Annotated in this window: 14 protein-coding genes; 8 read left to right on the top strand and 6 right to left on the bottom strand. The window is 61.3% G+C overall.

The features are described from left to right. Window positions 1–14: 14 nt before the first annotated feature. Entirely contained in the window at window positions 15–833 is an 819-nt protein-coding gene (locus H2O77_RS08370) for a hypothetical protein (RefSeq protein ID WP_215824364.1), read from the bottom strand. 815 nt (window positions 834–1,648) lie between these two features. On the opposite strand from H2O77_RS08370, the gene dctP reads away from it, so the two are divergent. From dctP to H2O77_RS08340, 6 genes are all read left to right on the top strand, one after another. After that, window positions 1,649–2,740 carry a TRAP transporter substrate-binding protein DctP gene (gene dctP, locus H2O77_RS08365; protein ID WP_043332696.1) on the top strand — a complete coding sequence of 364 codons (1,092 nt, stop codon included), beginning with the start codon at window positions 1,649–1,651 and terminating at the stop codon, window positions 2,738–2,740. Window positions 2,741–2,957: 217 nt separating this feature from the next. Continuing rightward, on the top strand, window positions 2,958–3,488 hold the full coding sequence (locus H2O77_RS08360) for a TRAP transporter small permease subunit (protein WP_054556072.1): 531 nt from the start codon (window positions 2,958–2,960) through the stop codon (window positions 3,486–3,488). Further along, the gene (locus tag H2O77_RS08355) at window positions 3,485–4,813 is read left to right on the top strand and encodes a TRAP transporter large permease subunit (protein ID WP_215824363.1); all 1,329 of its coding nucleotides are present in this window, start codon (window positions 3,485–3,487) and stop codon (window positions 4,811–4,813) included. The genes H2O77_RS08360 and H2O77_RS08355 overlap by 4 nt, the downstream gene beginning before the upstream one ends. 240 nt (window positions 4,814–5,053) lie before the next feature. Then, window positions 5,054–5,893, top strand: coding sequence for a sulfite exporter TauE/SafE family protein (locus tag H2O77_RS08350; RefSeq protein ID WP_043332700.1), 840 nt, complete (start codon window positions 5,054–5,056; stop codon window positions 5,891–5,893). A gap of 51 nt (window positions 5,894–5,944) precedes the next feature. Continuing rightward, the gene (locus H2O77_RS08345; RefSeq protein ID WP_215824362.1) at window positions 5,945–7,660 is read left to right on the top strand and encodes a gamma-glutamyltransferase family protein; all 1,716 of its coding nucleotides are present in this window, start codon (window positions 5,945–5,947) and stop codon (window positions 7,658–7,660) included. Between the two features lie 249 nt (window positions 7,661–7,909). Beyond that, the gene (locus tag H2O77_RS08340) at window positions 7,910–8,950 is read left to right on the top strand and encodes a type II asparaginase (protein ID WP_215824361.1); all 1,041 of its coding nucleotides are present in this window, start codon (window positions 7,910–7,912) and stop codon (window positions 8,948–8,950) included. A gap of 113 nt (window positions 8,951–9,063) precedes the next feature. Here H2O77_RS08340 and H2O77_RS08335 read toward each other — a convergent pair whose 3' ends face one another. Then, a complete protein-coding gene (locus H2O77_RS08335; protein WP_240548762.1) occupies window positions 9,064–9,723 on the bottom strand; it encodes an NAD(P)H-dependent oxidoreductase in 660 nt (219 codons plus the stop codon). A 595-nt stretch (window positions 9,724–10,318) separates the two neighbouring features. Here H2O77_RS08335 and H2O77_RS08330 point away from each other — a divergent pair. Continuing rightward, window positions 10,319–10,621, top strand: coding sequence for a S26 family signal peptidase (locus H2O77_RS08330; RefSeq protein WP_215824360.1), 303 nt, complete (start codon window positions 10,319–10,321; stop codon window positions 10,619–10,621). Between the two features lie 3 nt (window positions 10,622–10,624). On the opposite strand, the gene H2O77_RS08325 is transcribed toward H2O77_RS08330, so the two are convergent. After that, window positions 10,625–11,248 (bottom strand): hypothetical protein, encoded by a 624-nt coding sequence (locus H2O77_RS08325; RefSeq protein ID WP_215824359.1) that lies wholly within the window; start codon window positions 11,246–11,248, stop codon window positions 10,625–10,627. A 252-nt stretch (window positions 11,249–11,500) separates the two neighbouring features. Then, window positions 11,501–13,597, bottom strand: a complete 2,097-nt coding sequence (locus H2O77_RS08320; protein WP_215824358.1) for an NADH:flavin oxidoreductase — start codon at window positions 13,595–13,597, stop codon at window positions 11,501–11,503. A gap of 229 nt (window positions 13,598–13,826) precedes the next feature. Between H2O77_RS08320 and H2O77_RS08315 the strand changes: the two genes are divergently transcribed. After that, window positions 13,827–14,471 (top strand): TetR/AcrR family transcriptional regulator, encoded by a 645-nt coding sequence (locus H2O77_RS08315; RefSeq protein WP_215824357.1) that lies wholly within the window; start codon window positions 13,827–13,829, stop codon window positions 14,469–14,471. A gap of 136 nt (window positions 14,472–14,607) precedes the next feature. Here H2O77_RS08315 and H2O77_RS08310 read toward each other — a convergent pair whose 3' ends face one another. Together H2O77_RS08310 and H2O77_RS08305 are read right to left on the bottom strand one after the other, a co-directional pair. Further along, a complete protein-coding gene (locus H2O77_RS08310; protein WP_215824356.1) occupies window positions 14,608–16,725 on the bottom strand; it encodes a Cache 3/Cache 2 fusion domain-containing protein in 2,118 nt (705 codons plus the stop codon). A gap of 351 nt (window positions 16,726–17,076) precedes the next feature. Then, window positions 17,077–19,191, bottom strand: a complete 2,115-nt coding sequence (locus tag H2O77_RS08305; protein ID WP_240548796.1) for a methyl-accepting chemotaxis protein — start codon at window positions 19,189–19,191, stop codon at window positions 17,077–17,079. Window positions 19,192–19,329 lie beyond the last annotated feature (138 nt).

Here is a 19,329-nt window from a genome sequence, read left to right as displayed (position 1 = left end):
TATCACTGCAAGCGTCACTGCAACCTTGCCAGCCCGCGCAGCAGCCGTAGCGCGACCCACAGAAAGCCCAGCGGGAACAGCACCGTCTGGGTGATGAACAGCATGGTGAGATCGATCACCTTGTCGGTCATCGCATCAAAGCCCTGGGTGACACTGGTGATCGGCCCACCGACCCAGCCTTCCATGCTGCCCTTGAACTGCTGCCACCAGCTGCGCTCCTCGTGCGCGCCGCCTACCTGCTTGTCGGCGACTTCCGCCAGCTGCTGCTGCGTCACGCTCAGCTGCGCCATCTGGGTATCGCGACTGTCATCAAGAAAGGCCTGACCCGCGGCGCCGCTGGCCAGCGCGACACTCAGCACCGCGAAGCGCAGTGCGATGCCCCACAGGGCCACGCGCAGGATGGCTACCTGCCACCAGCGCTGACGGGGATACATCCCCTCGCCCGATTGGCGACTGCCGGTAAGTAGCCCCAGCGCCGCCAGCAGGCAGGCACCACTGGCGAAGGCCTTGATGATCAGCGAGCCGGAGATGCCCAGCAGCAGTTTCTGCAGCGCCAGCGAGCCGGTCGCCGCGAACATCACCCACGAGAAGCGCTCGATCATGTCATTGGCGGGGTCCAGCGCTTCCCCGGGCGAGACCTGAAACACCTGCAGGTCGATGGTCGAGGACTGCAGTACCGAGATGGTCGCGTTCAGGCCCTTGGCGATGGCGAAGGCACTGAAGGCCTGACCCAGAGTGGCGTCGAGTAAATCCAGCGCCCACTGCTGCGGCATCTCCCACCAGGCAAGCACCGCCATCACCACCAGGATGGCGACCAGCAGGATGCGCGGCACCTGTGCCCCTCCTGGTGCCCCGGGCGTGGCGGGCAGGCGAGGCCCGGCAGTCTTCGTCACGCAGGTGGATGCGGCGGCAGGCGAAGACTCCGAGCGGGCGGTAGGCTCTTCAGGCACATGAGGTGACATCTAACGCTCCATCAGGACAAAGCCGCATGATGCCACCGACCCGTCAGACTGTCGTCTGTGTCACCTCGCATTAAGACTAGATGTGGTCAAACCGGCTCTGATTGACCGGCTCTGATTGACCGACGCTGATTGACCGACTCTGGGCGCCCCTATCCAGGTGCACCATGATCGATCGCACGCACCATCAGGTCGCGAGCATGACAATTGATCATCCCCACCCCACATTCGTGAGCCAGATGTCACCCTCCCCGTCGTTATCGGTGAACAAATGCCGCGACAGGCGTCATCTCCTGACATTTGTCAGGCCCTGAACTCTGCCAATCAGCGCTGCCACGGCCTCACTTGGGCAACGCCAGGGGCGAACTCACGCTCCATCAGTGGAACACAACGCCCAGAATTCCCATGCAATCGATTGAAAATAATGAATAAATCTCCCTGCGCGCCAAATGGCACATGCCTTGCACTGTCTTCCACGTAGCCCACTGACAAATGGCAGCCTCCTGACTGACAAATGACAGGCAACGCTACTCAAGAACATGCAGAAACACCTACACAACAAGATCGCCGGCCTCGATGTCGGCATGCCGTACAGGCGCCCCTTGAGACAGAAGACTCTTTCACACAGAGCATTCAAAGCAGTCTGTCGCAAGGGCATTACTGGTCATCCGTCCGCAGGAGATCCTCCCATGACATTCGATCGTCGCAAGTTCCTGGGTGCCGCACTGGCAACCTCAACCGCTGGACTCGTGATGGGTGCGCCCGCCATCGTGCGCGCGGAATCCAACAAGACCTATCAATGGAAGATGACCAATGCCTATGGTCCGGGCTCGCCCTTCTATGTCGAGGGTCCGGGCAGCCCGACCGACTTCTGCCGCAAGGTGGAGGCCATGTCGGGTGGGCGCATGAAGATCCAGCACTTCGCGGCCGGTGAGCTGATTCCAGCCCTAGAGGGCTTCAATGCCGTCGCCAGTGGCGTGGTGGAGATGAACGCCGGCAATGCCTATTTCTGGGCCGGCAAAATTCCCGCCGCCCAGTACTTCACTACCGTGCCCTTCGGCATGAACACCCAGGGCATGAATGCCTGGCTGTATCACGGTGGCGGCCTGGAGCTGTGGCATGAGCTCTACGCCCCCAAGGGGCTGATCGCCTTCCCGATGGGCAACACCGGCGTGCAGATGACTGGCTGGTTCCGCAAGCCGATCAATACGGTCGAGGACTTGAAGGGCCTGAAGATGCGTATCCCGGGGCTGGCCGGCAAGGTCTATGCCGAACTGGGCGTGGCCGTACGGTTGTTGCCCGGCGGAGAGATCTTCCCGGCGCTGGAACGTGGCGTCATCGATGCCGCCGAGTTCGTCGGCCCCTATCAGGATCGCCGTCTGGGGCTGCAGAAGGCCGCCAAGTACTACTACACCACCGGCTGGCATGAGCCGACCAACGTCACCGAGCTGATGATCAACAAGGCGGCCTGGGAGGGCCTGCCCGAAGACCTGCAGGCCATCGTCAAGGCCGCCGCCCAGGCGTGCAACGTCGAGAGCCAGGCCTGGTGCGAATCGGTGAATGCCGAGGCGCTCAATGATCTGGTCGACAACGAAGGCGTCACTGCCCAGCCGCTGCCGGACGCGGTGGTAGCGCGCCTGAAGGAAGTCACCGAGAAGACACTGACCGACATGGCGGCGGCCGATCCGGACACCGCGCGCGTCCACGAGTCCTTCATGGCCTTCCGCGACCAGCACAAGGAATGGGCCGCCGTCAGCGAGAAGACCTTCCTGGCGCTCTGACGCATGGGTGTCTCGGGTCTCGCGGCTCGCGGCTCGCATCTGTCGACTCACGTCTCACGTCCCGCGTTCAGACCCGTCGCCCGATGAAATCGCCCTTCGCTGCGCTGCGGGGGCGAACTCAAGGAACAAGCCCCGAGCGCAAACGCCTTTTTCCGTCTTCCTGCTTCCCTGTCCAACGCCACGACCTGTCCCGTCGTGGCGTTCATGAGGCCATGCCATGCTGTACGTCATCCATTTTCTCGAGGGCATCATCGAGCGACTGGGCGTCATCGCCCGTTACTCGCTGTTGGCGCTCGTGTTGCTGGTCGCCAGCAACGTGCTGCTGCGTTACTTCTTCAGCATCAGCCCCGTGCCACTCCAGGAATTCGAGTGGCACCTGATTTCTCCCATCGCGCTGCTGGGCATCTCCTACGCCCTCAAGCATCGCGCCGACGTTCGCGTCGATGTCTTCTACGACCGTTTCTCCCTCAAGGGTCGCGCGCTGGTCGACCTGATCGGTGCGCTGATGACCATCGCCATCGGCGCCGCCATCGCCTGGCTGGGCCTGAGCTACACCGAGCAGTCCTGGCAGCTGATGGAAGGCTCGCCCGACCCCGGCGGCCTGCCCTATCGCTATCTTCTCAAGGCCTTCATTCCCCTCGGATTCGCCGCGCTTGCGCTGCAGGGCGTGGCAGATTGCCTGCGCGCGCTGCTGGTGCTGTCGGGCAAGCCCGTCGACGGTGACCTGGAACGCGAGGTGACGCCATGAGCCCGAACGAGTGGATCGCGCTGGCCATGATCGGCGGTTTTCTGGTCCTGATGCTGATCGGCATTCCGGTCGCGATTTCCCTGGCCGTAGCTGGTTTCGTGGCGGGGCTGGCAGGCTTTGGCCCGCTGCTGTTCAGTCTGATGCCGGCCCGTCTGTATGGCGTGGTCACCAACTACACCCTGCTGGCGATCCCCTTGTTCGTCTTCATGGGGGTCATGCTCGAGAAATCGCGGGTCGCCGAGGACATGCTCGAGACCATCGGGCGCGCCATGGGCGGCGTGAATGGCGGTATGGGCATCGCGATCATTCTGGTCGGCGTGCTGATGGGGGCCTCTACCGGCATCGTCGGCGCGACGGTGGTCACCGTCGGTATGCTGACGCTGCCGACCCTGCTGCGTCGCGGCTATCACCCGGGCGTGGCCTCGGCCACCATCTGCGCCTCCGGCACCCTGGGGCAGATCATTCCGCCGAGTCTGGTGCTGATCCTGCTGTCGGAAATTCTCGGCGAATCCGTCGGCACCCTGTTTGCCGCCGCCTTCGTACCGGGGCTGGCCATCGCCGTCATCTATATCGTCTATCTGCTGGTGCTGGGCTGGTGGAAACCAGACCTCGTCCCGGCCATCCCGGAAGAGGAGCGCGCCGCCGCCGGTTGCATGAAGGAATTGCTGCGTGATCTGGCGCGTAGCGTGATTCCGCCGCTGATGCTGGTGTTCGCGGTGCTCGGCTCGATTCTGGGTGGCGTGGCCGCTCCCACCGAAGCGGCCTCGATGGGCGCGTTGGGCAGCATGCTGATCGCGCTGCTGGCCCGGCGTCTCAACCTCACCATGCTCAAGGCCTGTCTGCACTCGACCCTGACCATCACCGCCATGGTCTATTTCATCCTGCTGTGCGCGCAGCCCTTCTCGCTGGCCTTCCGCGGCCTTGGCGGCGAGAACATGGTGCATGATCTGTTCAACCTGCTGCCGGGTGGCGAGCTGGGCGCGCTGATCTTCCTGATGGTGATACTGTTCGTGCTCGGCTTTTTCCTCGAATGGATCGAGATCAGCTATATCGCGCTGCCGATGTTCCTGCCGGTCTTCATCGGCTATGGCACCGACATGGTGTGGCTGGGCGTGCTGGTGGCGATGAATCTGCAGATGTCCTTCCTGACGCCGCCCTTTGGCTGGGCGTTGTTCTTCCTCAAGGGCGTCGCTCCCCCCGAAGTCACCACCCGCCATCTGTATCTCGGTGTGCTGCCCTTCGTGGGCCTGCAGGCTGCGGCAGTCGTGCTGCTGTTCTGCTTCCCGGGGCTCGCTACCTGGCTGCCGGAAGCGATCGGTTGGTAAGCCGGCCAGCCATCTACCGGCGCGGCACGAGACACTCGAGTGGTGATTCAGCGCAAAGGCCATTGGAAAGGTAATTCAGCAACGCGTAATGTCTTGTGGCCTGCCCACCGGCTCGCCTCCCCTGGAGACAGCGCACCCGCCAGCGCTCCAGGGGCATGCATCGACTGCCGATGGCGTTCATCGGCAACCTTCATCAGCAATGAACCACCCCGCGCCATACGGGGACGACAAGGAAACACCATGGAACTGTTCTCAGCCTATCCACTGCACTGGATTCTCGGCCTGATCGCCGCACTGATCGTCACCGGCATGATTGCCGGCGTGATGGCCGGCCTGCTGGGGGTTGGCGGCGGCATCGTCATCGTGCCCGTGCTCTTTCACCTCTTCAGCCTGCTGGGCGTCGATGAAGCGGTGCGCATGCACCAGGCCGTCGGCACTTCACTGGCGACCATCATTCCCACCTCGATCATGTCGGCCAGGGCGCATTACGCCAAGGGCAATCTGGACCCGGCGATTCTCAAGCGCCTGCTGCCGGGCGTGATCATCGGCGTCATCATCGGCGGCCTGCTCTCCAACCTGTTCAGCGGTGCGGTACTGATGGGGCTGTTTGCCACCGTGGCCTTCCTGGTCGCGCTCAACATGTTCCGCCGTCAGTCCACCGTGCTGGGCTCTGGCCTGCCGGGCCCGCTGGGTAGCGGCGCACTGGGCACCTTCATCGGTGGCGTCTCGACGCTGATGGGTATCGGCGGCGGCACCCTGAGCGTGCCGACCCTGAGTACCCTGGGCACCCCGATGCACCTGGCCGTCGGCACGGGCGCGGCACTGGGCCTGGTCATCAGCCTGCCGGGCACCGCCAGCTTCCTGCTCAATGGCATCGGCGAACCGAACCTGCTGCCGGGCTCCATCGGCTACGTCAATCTGCTCGGCTTCGCCGCCATCGTACCGGCGACCATGCTGTGTGCTCCGATCGGTGCGAAGCTGGCCCACGCGATGGACGCCGCCAAGCTCAAGAAGGTCTTCGCCATCTTCCTGATGTTCACGGCACTGCGCATGTTCTACGACCTGTTCACCGGTAGCTGAGCCGCACTGGACGCTCAATAACAACAACGGAATCCTCAGGAGCAAGACGCCATGATTCATACCCGACGTGGTTTTGGCGGCGCCTGCGCCGCGCCCCATCATCTGGCGGCGCAAGCGGGCCGCGATATCCTGCGCGATGGTGGCAACGCCATCGAGGCGATGGTCGCGATGGCAGCGACCATCGCGGTGGTCTACCCCCACATGAACGGCATCGGCGGTGACGGCTTCTGGCTGATCAAGCGCCCGGGACTGGCGCCGCTGGCGATCGATGCCTGTGGCCCGGCGGCAGGGCTTGCCAGCCGCGAGTTCTATGCCGAGCACGGCCATGGCTATGCGGCTGACAGTGAGGGGGCCACTCCCCTGGCCAACGGCAGCAGCATCCCGACCCGCGGGCCGCTGTCGGCATTGACGGTGGCCGGCACCATCGGCGGCTGGCAGGAGGCGCTGGCCTTCTCTGCCGAGACCTCGGCGGATGAGCGCTCGCCCCTGCCGCTCTCGACATTGTTGAGCCATGCCATCCGGCATGCCAATGATGGCGTGGCCGTCAGCGCCAGCCAGAAGGCACTCAGCGAAAAACACCTGGCCGTGCTCTCGCAGCAGCCCGGCTTCGCTGAGCGCTATCTGGGTCAGAGTGAGTCAGGTGAGCCGATCGCGCTGGAAGAAGGCGCGCGACTGCGTCAGCCGGCGCTGGCCGCAACGCTCTCGCGTCTGGCAGATGCCGGACTCGATGACTTCTATCGTGGCAAGCTCGCGTCCCGCATGGCACAGGAGCTGGAAGCCGCCGGCAGCCCGCTGCGCCTGGCAGACCTCAACGGCTATCACGCCCAGCGCGTCACGCCGCTGAAGGTTCGCCTGCGTGACAGTGAGGTATACAACCTGCCCGCCCCGACCCAGGGCCTCGCGACGCTGATGACTCTGGGGCTCTACGATGCATTGAGCGCGACGCATGGCATCAGCGAGGGGGACGGCAACACCCCACGTCACCTGCATGCGCTGATCGAAGCCACCAAGCGCGCCTTCTTGGTACGCGACAGCCTGATCACCTCACCGGAATGCATCGAGGGGGCGCTCGAGGATAGCCTCGAAGGCAGCATCGCCACGCAACAGGCACAGCTTTCCCCGGAGGCCCTTGCCCGCCAGGCCGAGATGATCGACATGCAGTCCGCGCTTGGCTGGCCGCACGAGCCCGCCGAAGGCGACACCATCTGGATGGGCGCGACGGACAGTGACGGCACCACCGTCAGCTTCATCCAGAGCGTCTATTGGGAGTTCGGAAGTGGCATGGTGCTGCCCAGCAGCGGCGTGATGTGGCAGAACCGTGGGCTGGCGTTCGATCTGGCGCCGGACAGACTGCGCAGCCTGGCGCCGGGCCGCAAGCCCTTCCATACCCTCAATCCATCACTGGCCTGCTTCGATGATGGCCGTGTGATGGCCTTCGGCACCATGGGCGGTGAAGGTCAGCCGCAGACTCAGGCGGCTGTCTTCACGCGCATCGCCCGCCACGGCATGTCATTGCAGGCCGCGCTCAGCGCGCCGCGCTGGCTGCTCGGTCGCACCTGGGGCGATGTCAGCACCAGCCTCAAGCTCGAATCGCGCCTCGCGGGCGAAATGGCCCAGACACTCGCGGCCATGGGCCACGAAGTGGAAGTCCTCGATGAGGCCTTCAGCGACACGCTGGGGCACGCCGGCGCCGTGATGCGCCACCCGGATGGGCAGGTCGAGGCGGCCCACGACCCGCGCAGTGATGGTGGCGCGGCACTGACGTGATGAAAACCGGCCAGTGTCATGTCACGAACTGGCCGGCTTCTTGCTTGATTCGATGGGGGATGAAGCCTTTCGTCTGACTACCGCCTCCACCCCATGCTGAGCATCAATCGCCACACAAAACGACAAGGAGAACTGACCTCTTAAATTTAGATATTCATTATTCATGAATAATGAAAGATTGAGAAACGACCTTCATTTCCACTCATAACAACGACAGAGCGACTCACCACAATGACAACAGCTGACTTCATGACTCCCCGCCGCCTTGTAGCTGCCATCTCGATCGCCGCCTGTTCCCTGGCCTATGGCATTCAGGCCAACGCCGCGGAACACCCGGGGGTGAAAATCTATGCCACCGGCGGCACGATTGCGGGTAGCTCTGCCTCCTCCACGGACACCACCAACTACAAATCCGGCAGCCTGGGGGTGCAAGCGCTGCTGGACGCCGTACCAGAACTGGCCGATGTCGCCGAGGTGACCGGTGAACAGATCGCCAACACCGGCAGCAGCAATATCGATCAGGAAATCCTGCTCAAGCTGTCGAAGGCGATCAATGAAGAGCTCGCGACGGACGCCACCCACGGCGTGGTCATCACCCACGGTACCGACACGCTGGAGGAGACCGGCTTCTTCCTGGATCTCACCATCGACAGTGACAAGCCGGTGGTAATGGTCGGCGCCATGCGTCCGGCGACTGCCATCAGTGCCGATGGCCCCTTCAACCTGCTGGAGGCGGTCACCCTGGCAGCCGATGAAGGCGCGGAGGGACGTGGGGCGATGATCGTGCTCAACGACCGCATCGGCTCGGCGTATTACACCACCAAGACCAATGCCATCATGATGGACACCTTCAAGGCGACCGAGCAGGGTTACCTCGGTGCCTTCATCAGCGGCAAGCCGCACTTCTATTACACACCGGCGACACCGACCGACAAGCCTCGCTTTGACGTGACATCCCTCGATGGCCTGCCGAAGGTTGATATCATCTACGCCCACCAGGATATGGACCCGGCGCTGTTCACCGCCGCCCTCGACAACGGTGCCAAAGGCATCGTGATCGCCGGCAGCGGCAATGGCTCGATTCCCGAGACCGTCAAGCCGCTGGTCAAGCAGGCCATGGCGGATGGCATCCCGGTCGTGCGCAGCACCCGTACCGGCAATGGTATCGTCAGTGCCAAGGAAGAAGGCATCGGCAGTGGCGCCCTCAATCCTCAGAAGGCGCGCATTCTACTCTCGCTGGCGCTGACGGAGACCGATGACATGGACAAGGTGCGTGGCTACTTCGAGTGAGCCGGCAGTCACATGACGAAACGTGACTGACTATCAATGCAAAAAGGGACTGCTCAGGCAGTCCCTTTTTGCTGCGTCACCCGTTTATCGAGGCGTGGAATGCTATCGCTCCTTCAAGGCGCGTTGCGCTGCGAGGGGCTGCGCGTGAAGGCGCCGGGGCGCTTCTCACCGTCTTCGCTCTCGTGATAACGCCTGGCGGCATTCGCCCACCAGGCAAGTTGTTCGAAGGCGCGCTCGAGATAGCCGCCCCATTCCCGGGCATCCTGATTCTCGGCGTAGCCACCATCTTCATTGAGCACTTCCTGCGCCCGAGGCACGTGAATCATCGCCGAGACCGGCAAGCAGCCCAGCTCCGAAAGGAAGGTGCGCATGTTGACCGCTGCGCGCACCCCGCCCCACTGTCCTGCGGAGTAAGTCGCAATCACCGAGGGCTTGTAGGAATAAAGCGAGCTGCCGAAGTGATTCAGGAGATTGGCCAGCGCCGGACTCATGGAATGGTTGTACTCAGGGCTGACCATCACGTACCCATCTGCCGCTTCGATCTGCTGGGCGAGGTTGAGCAAGTCCTGGGGGGCATTGCGCTGCGCATAGGAGAACAGCGGCTTGAAGGGGTCTACCAGATCGTAATCGAGTGGATCGATCAGCACCGCCTCATGGCCACTTTCCTCGAGCTGTGCGACGCAGCACCTGGCAACCCTTTCCCCAAGACGTGCAGGTGCGGGGGGTGTGCTGGTCCGCACCGACCCCAGAAAGACCAGAATCTTCAGTGCCATTGTTCTCTCCTTGTTGCGAGCCCCATGAAGTGGATTCCTGTGCTCGATATTCGCTCATGCATTGCATCATATCTCGGACTCTGAATACTGATGCACTGCGTCGCAAGACACTGCATCAATCTTCATGCTGTGCCTGACACAGATCATGAATGTGCATTCCCAGCCATGCATGCCCCCCATGAATTTCCTGCCATTAATTTCTTGCCTGGCGGCTTTACCGCGTTCCCCATTCTTTCCTTGATTGCTGCGCCTGCACCCTTCCAATCCCCGCAGGGGCATGACCTGCTGGCATGAACCATATCACCCTCAGTATCTGCAATTGGCGACTGATACCCCTCTGCGAAGGTAGCGTGGCGGAGTCCTTGGTGTTGCGTCAGCAGCCCCTCCATTTCTCATGACAATACCGCTCTCGTATCTTGAGGGGGCCAAGGCCTCAAGGCCATCTACAAGTCAGCCCCAGGCAATGCGGTAAAGCGCAGTTTCATTTCTTTTGGCGTCATGTTAGCCGCCCATGTCGAGTTTATCGTAATGGATAGAGGCAACGACATGACGCGCCTAACAACTGATGAAGAGTGAATTGATCAAGAGTGAACGGATGCCCATCGGATTCTATCGCGTCAATGGACTCAGCATGTCTCCCGGCCTTGCGCCGGGAGATTATGTCGTGACGCTGAAACGCTGGAAATCTCGCTATCGCATCGGCGATATCGTGGTGGCACAGCACCCCCACTTCGGCCGCATCATCAAGCGCATCCGCGCGATACAGCCAGACGGCATGCTCTGGCTGGAAGGCACCCATCCTGACAGTACCTCTACTGAAAAGATGGGGGCAATATTTATTATATCTGTGGCAGGCCGAGTCATATTTACGACAACATTAAAAAACCAACACAAATAACCATTATGCCTCACAATAATCTCTTAGTTTAATCAAGTGTACTTCAGCCCTACCTAGTTCATTCTTGGCGTACTCAACAAAACCGCTTCGAGCAATGTTGTGAGGGAAGGGCTCATTGTTTTGTTCAGCTTGCAGACATTTAATCAACCCCGAGTGTATATGCTTGAGTTTAGATAATCCTTCATACCCATTTTGGACAGAAAAGAAGAATGACTTGTTCAATTCAGCCACATCAAGCAACACTTTGTGATATACGTTATCAAAACTCTGAGGTATAGGACGGCTGATTTTCAACACATCGTCCAACTCTCCGATTAAATACTCATTACCCATTTCTCTAATCGAGAGTGTGAATTTTGATTCGCCTCCTTCTCTCTCAAGAGCTTCAATTTCATTTAATATTGAAAGCATGCAGGTCAATGAGTCTAAATTCAACTTTGTTTCTTGAAGTATCAATAACTTGCATGCGCTAATTTTTCTTGTCCTTACAGAAACTTCGTTTCTATAATCACAAAACTGCTTTAACAAAAACAGAAAAATACCCGAAACTAGTGTCCAAAACAAGTCCATCTTTATATTTGAAGAAAAATCTGTCAACCATTTACTTATTTCTTGAAAATCAATCACAATAGCAGCCTCTTAGCACTATTCTAAAGTTACAGCATGAACTTTCAACAACATTATCCATGTAAACCAAAAGCTTATAGCGTACGACAATAGCCGAAAAATATAACCGTACTTACTCGGAAACCAATTCATATATCACCAAGTATATCACTAGCTTCACAAACCTCATAGCTTATGCTGCTATAATAAACTCCAAAATCAACAATAGACAATCATCTTCTTGCCCATAGAATTAAATCTTTAGATATAACCTCACACCACCTTCATCAGCCTCAGCGCGTCATGGATCGCCGCATGGGTATTGCGGGTCGCGACGGCGTCGCCGATGCGATAGAGCTGGAAGCTGCTCTCTGCTGCGCGCTCGGTGTGTTCCGGGCTCGGGCCGTCCACCGGTTGGGCGAGGCCTGCGATCAGAGCGTCGTAGTCCACTGCCCCGCCATTGCGTGAGTGAGGCTTGAGTTCGAAGTAGAGATCTTCCATCGGGCGGGCACCGTAGTTGACCACTACCTGATCAACGAGGCGCTGATCTGTGTAGGCTCCGGTGCCCATGCCCTGCGCCACGGCGTCATCCAGATAATCACTGCCGATATGAGCGATCAGCTGGCCATCCTCACTGCGCGTGACACTGCCGAGGCGATAGGTCGGCGTGAAGGTGACGGCGAGACGTTGCAGGCTGCGCATGTAGGGGACCAGGTTCATGGCCATGATTTCCGGCGCGAAGGTGCGATCTGGCGTCATCATCTCGAGCCTGGCACCGGAGTTGGCGATCATCTCGGCGGCCTGTAGCGCAGCGTGGTCACCCGCGTCATCAAACAGCAGCACGTTGCGGCCAGGCGTGACATGGCCCGAGAGAATGTCCCAGCTGGAGACGACCAGCTCACTGCCGACCTGCGGCATGTCTTCCTCGGGGTAGCCACCGGTGGCCACGATGACGACATCGGGTTGCTCCGCCAGCACATCCTCGGCCTCGGCGAAGACGTTGTAGCGCATCTCGACGCCGAGCGCCTCACAGCGACTGATGCGCCAATCGATGATGCCGATCATCTCGCGTCGCCGCTCGCTCTGGGCGGTGAGGCGAATCTGGCCACCCGGCTGGTCCGCCGCTTCCAGCACCACCACCTGATGGCCGCGCTCACCGGCGACGCGTGCGGCCTCGAGCCCTGCCGGGCCCGCGCCGATGATCACGACCTTCCGGGTGACCTCGGCAGGCGTGATGTCATGCGGTTGCTCCAGCTCCCGCCCGGTCGCAGCGTTATGGATGCAGTAAGCGGAGCCGCCCTGATAGATGCGATCCAGACAATAGTTGGCCCCGACACAGGGGCGGATGGTCTCCTCCTGCCCTGCCATCAGCTTGCGCACGATGTGCGGGTCCGCCATGTGGGCGCGCGTCATGCCGACCATGTCGACCTTGCCAGTGGCGATGGCGTGACGCGCGGTGGCGATGTCCTGAATCTTGGCGCCGTGGAAGGTCGGGAAATCCATCGCTTCGCGAATCTGTCCGGCAAAGTCGAGATGCGGCGCACTGGCCATGCCCTGGATCGGGATGACATCGGTGAGGCCCGCATCGGTATCGATATGGCCGCGCACCACATTGAGAAAATCGACCTGACCGCTATCGCGCAGCAGTCGCGAGACTTCCAGGCCATCGCTGGCATCAAGCCCCCCACTCAGACACTCATCTCCGGTGTAGCGAACGCCGACGATGAACTCGCTGCCCACCCGTGCGCGAATGGCGCTCAACACTTCCATGGTGAAGCGCAGTCGATTCTCGAGACTGCCGCCGTAGGGGCCCTCCAGGGTATTGGTGAGCGGCGACCAGAACTGGTCCATCAGATGGCCATAGGCCTGCAGCTCGATACCGTCGAGGCCGGCTGCCTGCATGCGCTCGGCGGCGTCGGCGTAGTCCTGGATCAGCCGTGCGATATCCCAGTCCTCGACCCGCTTGGGAAAGGCGCGGTGCGCCGCCTCACGACGATGGGACGCCGAGACCGCCGGCAGCCAGTCGGCCTTGTCCCAACGCGTACGGCGCCCCAGGTGGGTGAGCTGGATCATCACCGCGGTGCCATGCTCGTGACAGGCATCGGTCAGCTCGCTGAGCCACGGCACCACCTCATCGCGATACGCCAGGATGTTGTTGAACACCGGCGGGCTGTCCTTCGCCACCGAGGCAGAGCCCGCCGTCATGGTCAGCGCGATGCCGGCACGCGCGCGCTCCTCGTGATAGGCGCGGTAACGCGCCTTGGGCATGCCATCTTCCGGATAGGCAGGCTCGTGGGAGGTCATCATCAAGCGATTCTTGAGGGTCAGATGCTTGAGCGTGAACGGCGTGAGCAGCGGGTCCTGAGCCATGTGGCCTCCTGATGAGCAGACAGCGAGAACAGGGGTGTCTTTATTGAGTACACCTGTGTACATACGCTGACTATAGTCCTAGGCTTCAGACCATGCGTCGCCGGACACGCCGTTCTCGCCCGCCTGACGCAGCCAGACTCGTCGCTGTCGCAAACAGCATGCTCATGCTGTCATCGCGCGATCGACCTCACATGAGCCCCACCAACCCCCGCCTTTCAGGAGACCGTCCATGCCAGAGTCCCCAAGCGTCCCCCCGGCAAGTGACGGCGCCCAGGCTGCCGGGCGCGGCAAGGCCGAGGACTGGCTGGAAGCCGCCTATCAGCAGCTGTTGCTGGGCGGCGTGGATTCGGTGCGCGTCCTGACACTGGCCAAGACGCTGGGCCTGTCACGCACCAGCTTCTACTGGAGCTTCAGGGACCGCGACGCCCTGCTCACCGCGCTACTCGCGCGCTGGGATGCACACAATACCGCCGGCCTGATCGGTCGCTGCGAGCAATACGCCGCCACGGTGGTGGAAGCCATGCTCAATGTCTTCGACTGCTGGCTGGATGCGTCACTGTTCGATTCACGCTTCGAGCTGGCGATCCGCAACTGGGCCTCTCAGAACGCGGAGGTCGCCGCTGCCGTCGCCCGCGCCGATCAGGCACGCATTCAAGCGCTGACCAGCATGCTGATGCGCTACGGCCAGCCCGAGCAACTCGCCAACGTGCGGGCACGCACCACCTACCTGACCCAGATCGGCTATCTGTCGATGCGCACTCAGGAAAGCGTCAGCGAGCGCATCAGCCGCGTCGCCGAGTATGTCGAGGTCTTCGTCGGCGAGCGCTGCGAGCCTCAGGAGCTGGAACGCTTCGCGGCGCGACACCCGGCCTGAAAGGACAAAGCCCTTACCGACGGCAGTCGGCAAGGGCTTGGCAGAAACATCAACGGCTAGCTGTCACATTCAATGGCGCTCGATCAAGCTCTTGGCGCAGGGGCTAGCTCAGGGTTCAGCTTGGAGCAGAGCGCGCTCAGAAGGCTTCCCACTCCTCCTCTTCACGACGCTGGGAGCCGCGCGAGGCGGTTGCCGGCGGCGTGAAGGCAGACTGCTCGCCATCCCCCATCGGCTGAGTGTTCATGTGCGACATGGACTGATGCGACACGGATTGGCGCGACATTGACGATGTTGCCATGTCTTGAGCGCCTGCCACCTTGAAGCCTGCCATCAGCTGCTCCAGTGCCTGGGCCTGGGCGCTCATGCTGCGCGCCGCGCCACTGACCTGATTGACCAGGGTGGTGTTCTGCTGCGTCATCGCATCCAGCTCGCTCACCGCCGTATTCACCTGGCCGACGCCGGCACTCTGTTCTCTCGCCCCGGCACTGATCTCGGCGATCATGTCGTTGACACGCTCGACACTGGAGAGAATCTCGGCCATCGCCTGACTGGCATCCTTCACCTGCGCCACGCCCTGCTGCGTGTGCGAGATCGATTCGTCGATCAGGCCGCGAATCTCGCGGGATGCATCACTTGAGCGCGTCGCCAGGGTGCGCACTTCCTGCGCGACCACCGCAAAGCCACGCCCGTGCTCACCGGCCCGCGCCGCTTCCACCGAGGCGTTCAGCGCCAGAATATTGGTCTGGAAGGCGATGCCGTCGATCAGACTGATGATCTCGCTGATGCGCTCGGCGGAACGGTTGATGTCTTCCATGCTCGCCTGCGCCTTGCGCATGTCGTCATTGCCGCGGCGCGCCTGCTCGGAGGTCGAATTGACCAGCTGACTGGCCTGCTGGGCGGAATCGGCACTGTGCTGCACGGTAGTGGTGATCTCCTCCATCGAGGCCGAGGTTTCCTGCAGACTGGAAGCGGACTGCTCGGTGCGTGCCGAAAGCTCCTCGTTGCCCTGGGCAATCTCGCCGGCGGCCTGATTGACGGCGCCCGTGGTGCCCCGCACCTGACCGACCACTCGACTCAGGTCCTCGCCGACGCTGTTCATGGCCGCGGTCAGCTTGCCGATCTCATCCTGACGCTGACTGGTGATGCGCTGGGACAGATCGCCCCGCGCCAATGCCTGAGCCAGTGACACCAGCGCATCCAGCGGACGACTGATCAAGCGACGCTCCAACCAGTACAACAGGCCCGCCACCGCCAATGCCAACAGCAACGACAGGCCGAGCACCAGGTTGCGCAGATGGATGATATCGGCGGTGATGGCCTGCTTGTCGACCGTGGTCGCCACCACCCAGTCCCACGCCGGGTATTGTTCGAAGCGCGTGACCTTGGTGCCCGTCTCTCCGGGCAGGCGATATTCCATCTGGCCCTGGGGCTGGTCGAGCAACTTCGCGAAGATCTGACGCCCCTGGTCATCACGGACATCAAGCAATGAAGTCCCCTGCCACTGGTCGCCAGCCAGTACCCGGCCAGGGCTCGCGGCGGCAGTGCTTGCCAGCAGACTGAAATCTCCCTCATGCCATTTCACGTTGGTGATCGTGGTGTAGAGCTCCTGGATCTGAGCGCCGATATCCACCCCGATGAAGGAGGCACCCACGATGTTTCCCGCCTCGTCCTCGATGGGCTGATAACGCGTCATGTAATGCTTGTCTGCCAGGTTCAGCAAGCCGCTGTAGGACTGACCATTGCGCAGCGCAGCCAGTACCTTGCCCTCCAGTGCGAAGCCGAGCATGCGTGAACCATCGGTATTCTGCAACGAGGTGGAAATGCCGATGAAGTCATCGCCATCGCGCACGAACAGACTGACAGGGGCGCCGGTCCTCTGGGTGAAATTGTCCAGATACAGTGGCTGGCTGTTCTGCATGATGCCGGCATTGCGCAGCACCGGTACCAGACGCTCACCAGCTTTCAGTCTGCGACTGTCATCGAGACTGAAACTGTCGGGAATCGTGGCCAGGAATGCGCTCAGCATGCGTGTGACACTCGCCTGCATCGAGGTATCGAACAAGGTGAGCATCTGGGTGACCTGACGCTGTTGCTGCTTGAGGGCAATCTCCATGTCTCCTTCAACCTGGCGTGCGCTGGCGCTCGAGAACACCAGTCCCAGCGTCAGAAACGCTGCCATCATGAGGATCAGGATCAATAGCGCCAACTTGCTGCCGACGCTGGCATGCGCCAGACGCTGTCTGAGTGAAGTCATACCGCGGGTACCCGGTGTGGTGGAAGTTCACCGACTATCGACCAACGTTGACTTAACTGAAGGGCCAGAAAAAAGAATTCATCATTTTTCAGAAGACAGCAAAAAACACCACCAATTGTCATCAAGATGACACTTTCATATGGTGCGGATATCAGTGGCGGGCGTTGGCCACATGAGCGTTGATCACATGAACGTGGATCACATGAGCCCTGGCCACGAAAAAGCCCTCACCGACGGCAGTCGGCAAGGGCTTGGCGGAAACATCAACGGCTAGCTGTCACATTCAATGGCGCTCGATCAAGCTCTTGGCGCAGGATCGAGCTCAGGGGTCAGCTTGGAGCAGAGCGCGGCTCAGAAGGCTTCCCACTCCTCCTCTTCACGACGCTGGGAGCCGCGCGAGGCGGTTGCCGGCGGCGTGAAGGCAGACTGCTCGCCATCCGCCATCGGCTGACTGTTCATAGGCGACATGGACTGGTGCGACATGGACTGATGCGACATGGCGTGTGTGGTCATGGTCTGTCCACCCGCCACCATGAAGCCTGCCATCAGCTGCTCCAGTGCCTGAGCCTGTGCGCTCATGCTGCGCGCCGCGCCACTGACCTGATTGACCAGGGTGGTGTTCTGCTGCGTCATCGCATCCAGCTCGCTCACCGCGGTATTCACCTGGCCCACGCCGGCACTCTGCTCACGCGCGCCGGCACTGATCTCGGCGATCATGTCGTTGACGCGCTCGACACTGGAAAGAATCTCGGCCATCGCCTGACTGGCGTCCTTCACCTGCGCCACGCCCTGCTGCGTGTGCGAGATCGATTCGTCGATCAGGCCGCGAATCTCGCGGGATGCATCGCTTGAGCGCGTCGCCAGGGTGCGCACTTCCTGCGCGACCACCGCAAAGCCACGCCCATGCTCACCGGCCCGCGCCGCTTCCACCGAGGCATTCAGCGCCAGGATGTTGGTCTGGAAGGCGATGCCATCGATCAGACTGATGATCTCGCTGATACGCTCGGCGGAGCGGTTGATGTCTTCCATGCTCGCCTGCGCCTTGCGCATGTCATCATTGCCGCGGCGCGCCTGCTCGGAGGTCGAATTGACCAGCTGGCTGGCCTGCTGGGCGGAATCGGCACTGTGCTGCACGGTGGTGGTGATCTCCTCCATCGAGGCCGAGGTTTCCTGCAGGCTGGAGGCGGACTGCTCGGTGCGTGCCGAAAGCTCCTCGTTGCCCTGGGCAATCTCGCCGGCGGCCTGATTGACGGCGCCCGTGGTGCCCCGCACCTGACCGACCACTCGGCTCAGGTCCTCGCCGACGCTGTTCATGGCCGCGGTCAGCTTGCCGATCTCATCCTGACGCTGACTGGTGATGCGCTGGGACAGATCGCCCCGCGCCAATGCCTGAGCCAGTGACACCAGCGCATCCAGCGGACGACTGATCAGGCGACGCTCGAGGAAGTAGAGAATGCCGGCCACGGCCAGCGCCAACAGCAGTGCCAGCCCGAAGACCTGATTGCGGACCTGCGTGATGCCCGCCGTCACTTCCTGCTTGTCGATCGTGGTCGCCACGACCCAGTCCCAGGCGGGATAGTGCTGGAAGCTGGTGATACGGTCACTGTCTTCACCCGCCAGGCGGTAATCGATCTGACCGCTGTCGGCGGCGAAGAGCGGCGCGAAGGCCGGCTCGCCCTGCGCATTCTTGAAGTCCATCAGCGAGCGGCCCTGCCACTGCCCCGTCGTCAGCACCTTGCCCTGCTGGCCCGGCGCCGTGCTCGCCACCAGACTGAAGTCCTTCTCATGCAACTGGATATTGGTGATGGTGGCATACAGCTCATCGATCTGCTCGCCGACATCCACCCCAATGAACGAGGCACCGATGAGGTTGTCATTGAAGTCGGTGATCGGACGATAGCGCGTCATGTAGTGACGGCCCGCCAGATAGAGCATGCCGGTATAGGGCTGGCCGGCATTCAGCGCGTCCTTGACCCCACCACTCAGCGTCAGCCCGAGCAGGCTTGAGCCATCTTCGGTCTTGAGGGTGGTGGCAATGCGCACGAAATCCTCACCATCGCGCACGAAGAAGCTGACCGGCGCACCGGTGCGATTGGCGAAATCGGCCAGATAACCGGATTGATTGTTGAGCATGAAGCCGGCATTGAGCAGCGCCGGCGCATCGCGCTCGCCGATCGGCAGACGTCGGTCCTCGATCAGCGTGAAGTTGTCAGGAATGGTCGCCAGGAAGGCATTGAGCATGCGCGTCACGCTGGACTGCATGGTGGTGTCGAACAGCTCGATGGTGTTGGTGATCTGTTGCTGCTGCTGAGTGAGAGCGCGTTCGGTGCCCTCTTCTACCTGCACCTTGCTGGCCGTCGAGAACACCAGGCCCAGCGCCGTGAAGGCCGCCATCATCAACAGCAATACCAGCAAGGCGAGCTTGCTGCCGACACTGGCGCGGGCCAGACGCTTTTTTATTGTCATCACTACGCGATACCCCGATCGATCCATGAGAGAAGTATCACGTCTATCGGCCACCGGACTCAGAACTGTAGCGTTGCTGCTGACGAGTGGGTGCTGACGAGTTCTTGCGAGTTGATTCTGACCAGCGGCGACTTGGAG

It is taken from the genome of Cobetia sp. 4B (assembly GCF_018831605.1).
Lineage (GTDB): Bacteria > Pseudomonadota > Gammaproteobacteria > Pseudomonadales > Halomonadaceae > Cobetia > Cobetia amphilecti.
The sequence above is the reverse complement of the archived record's forward strand: the minus strand, read 5'-3'. Positions and strand labels throughout refer to the sequence as shown.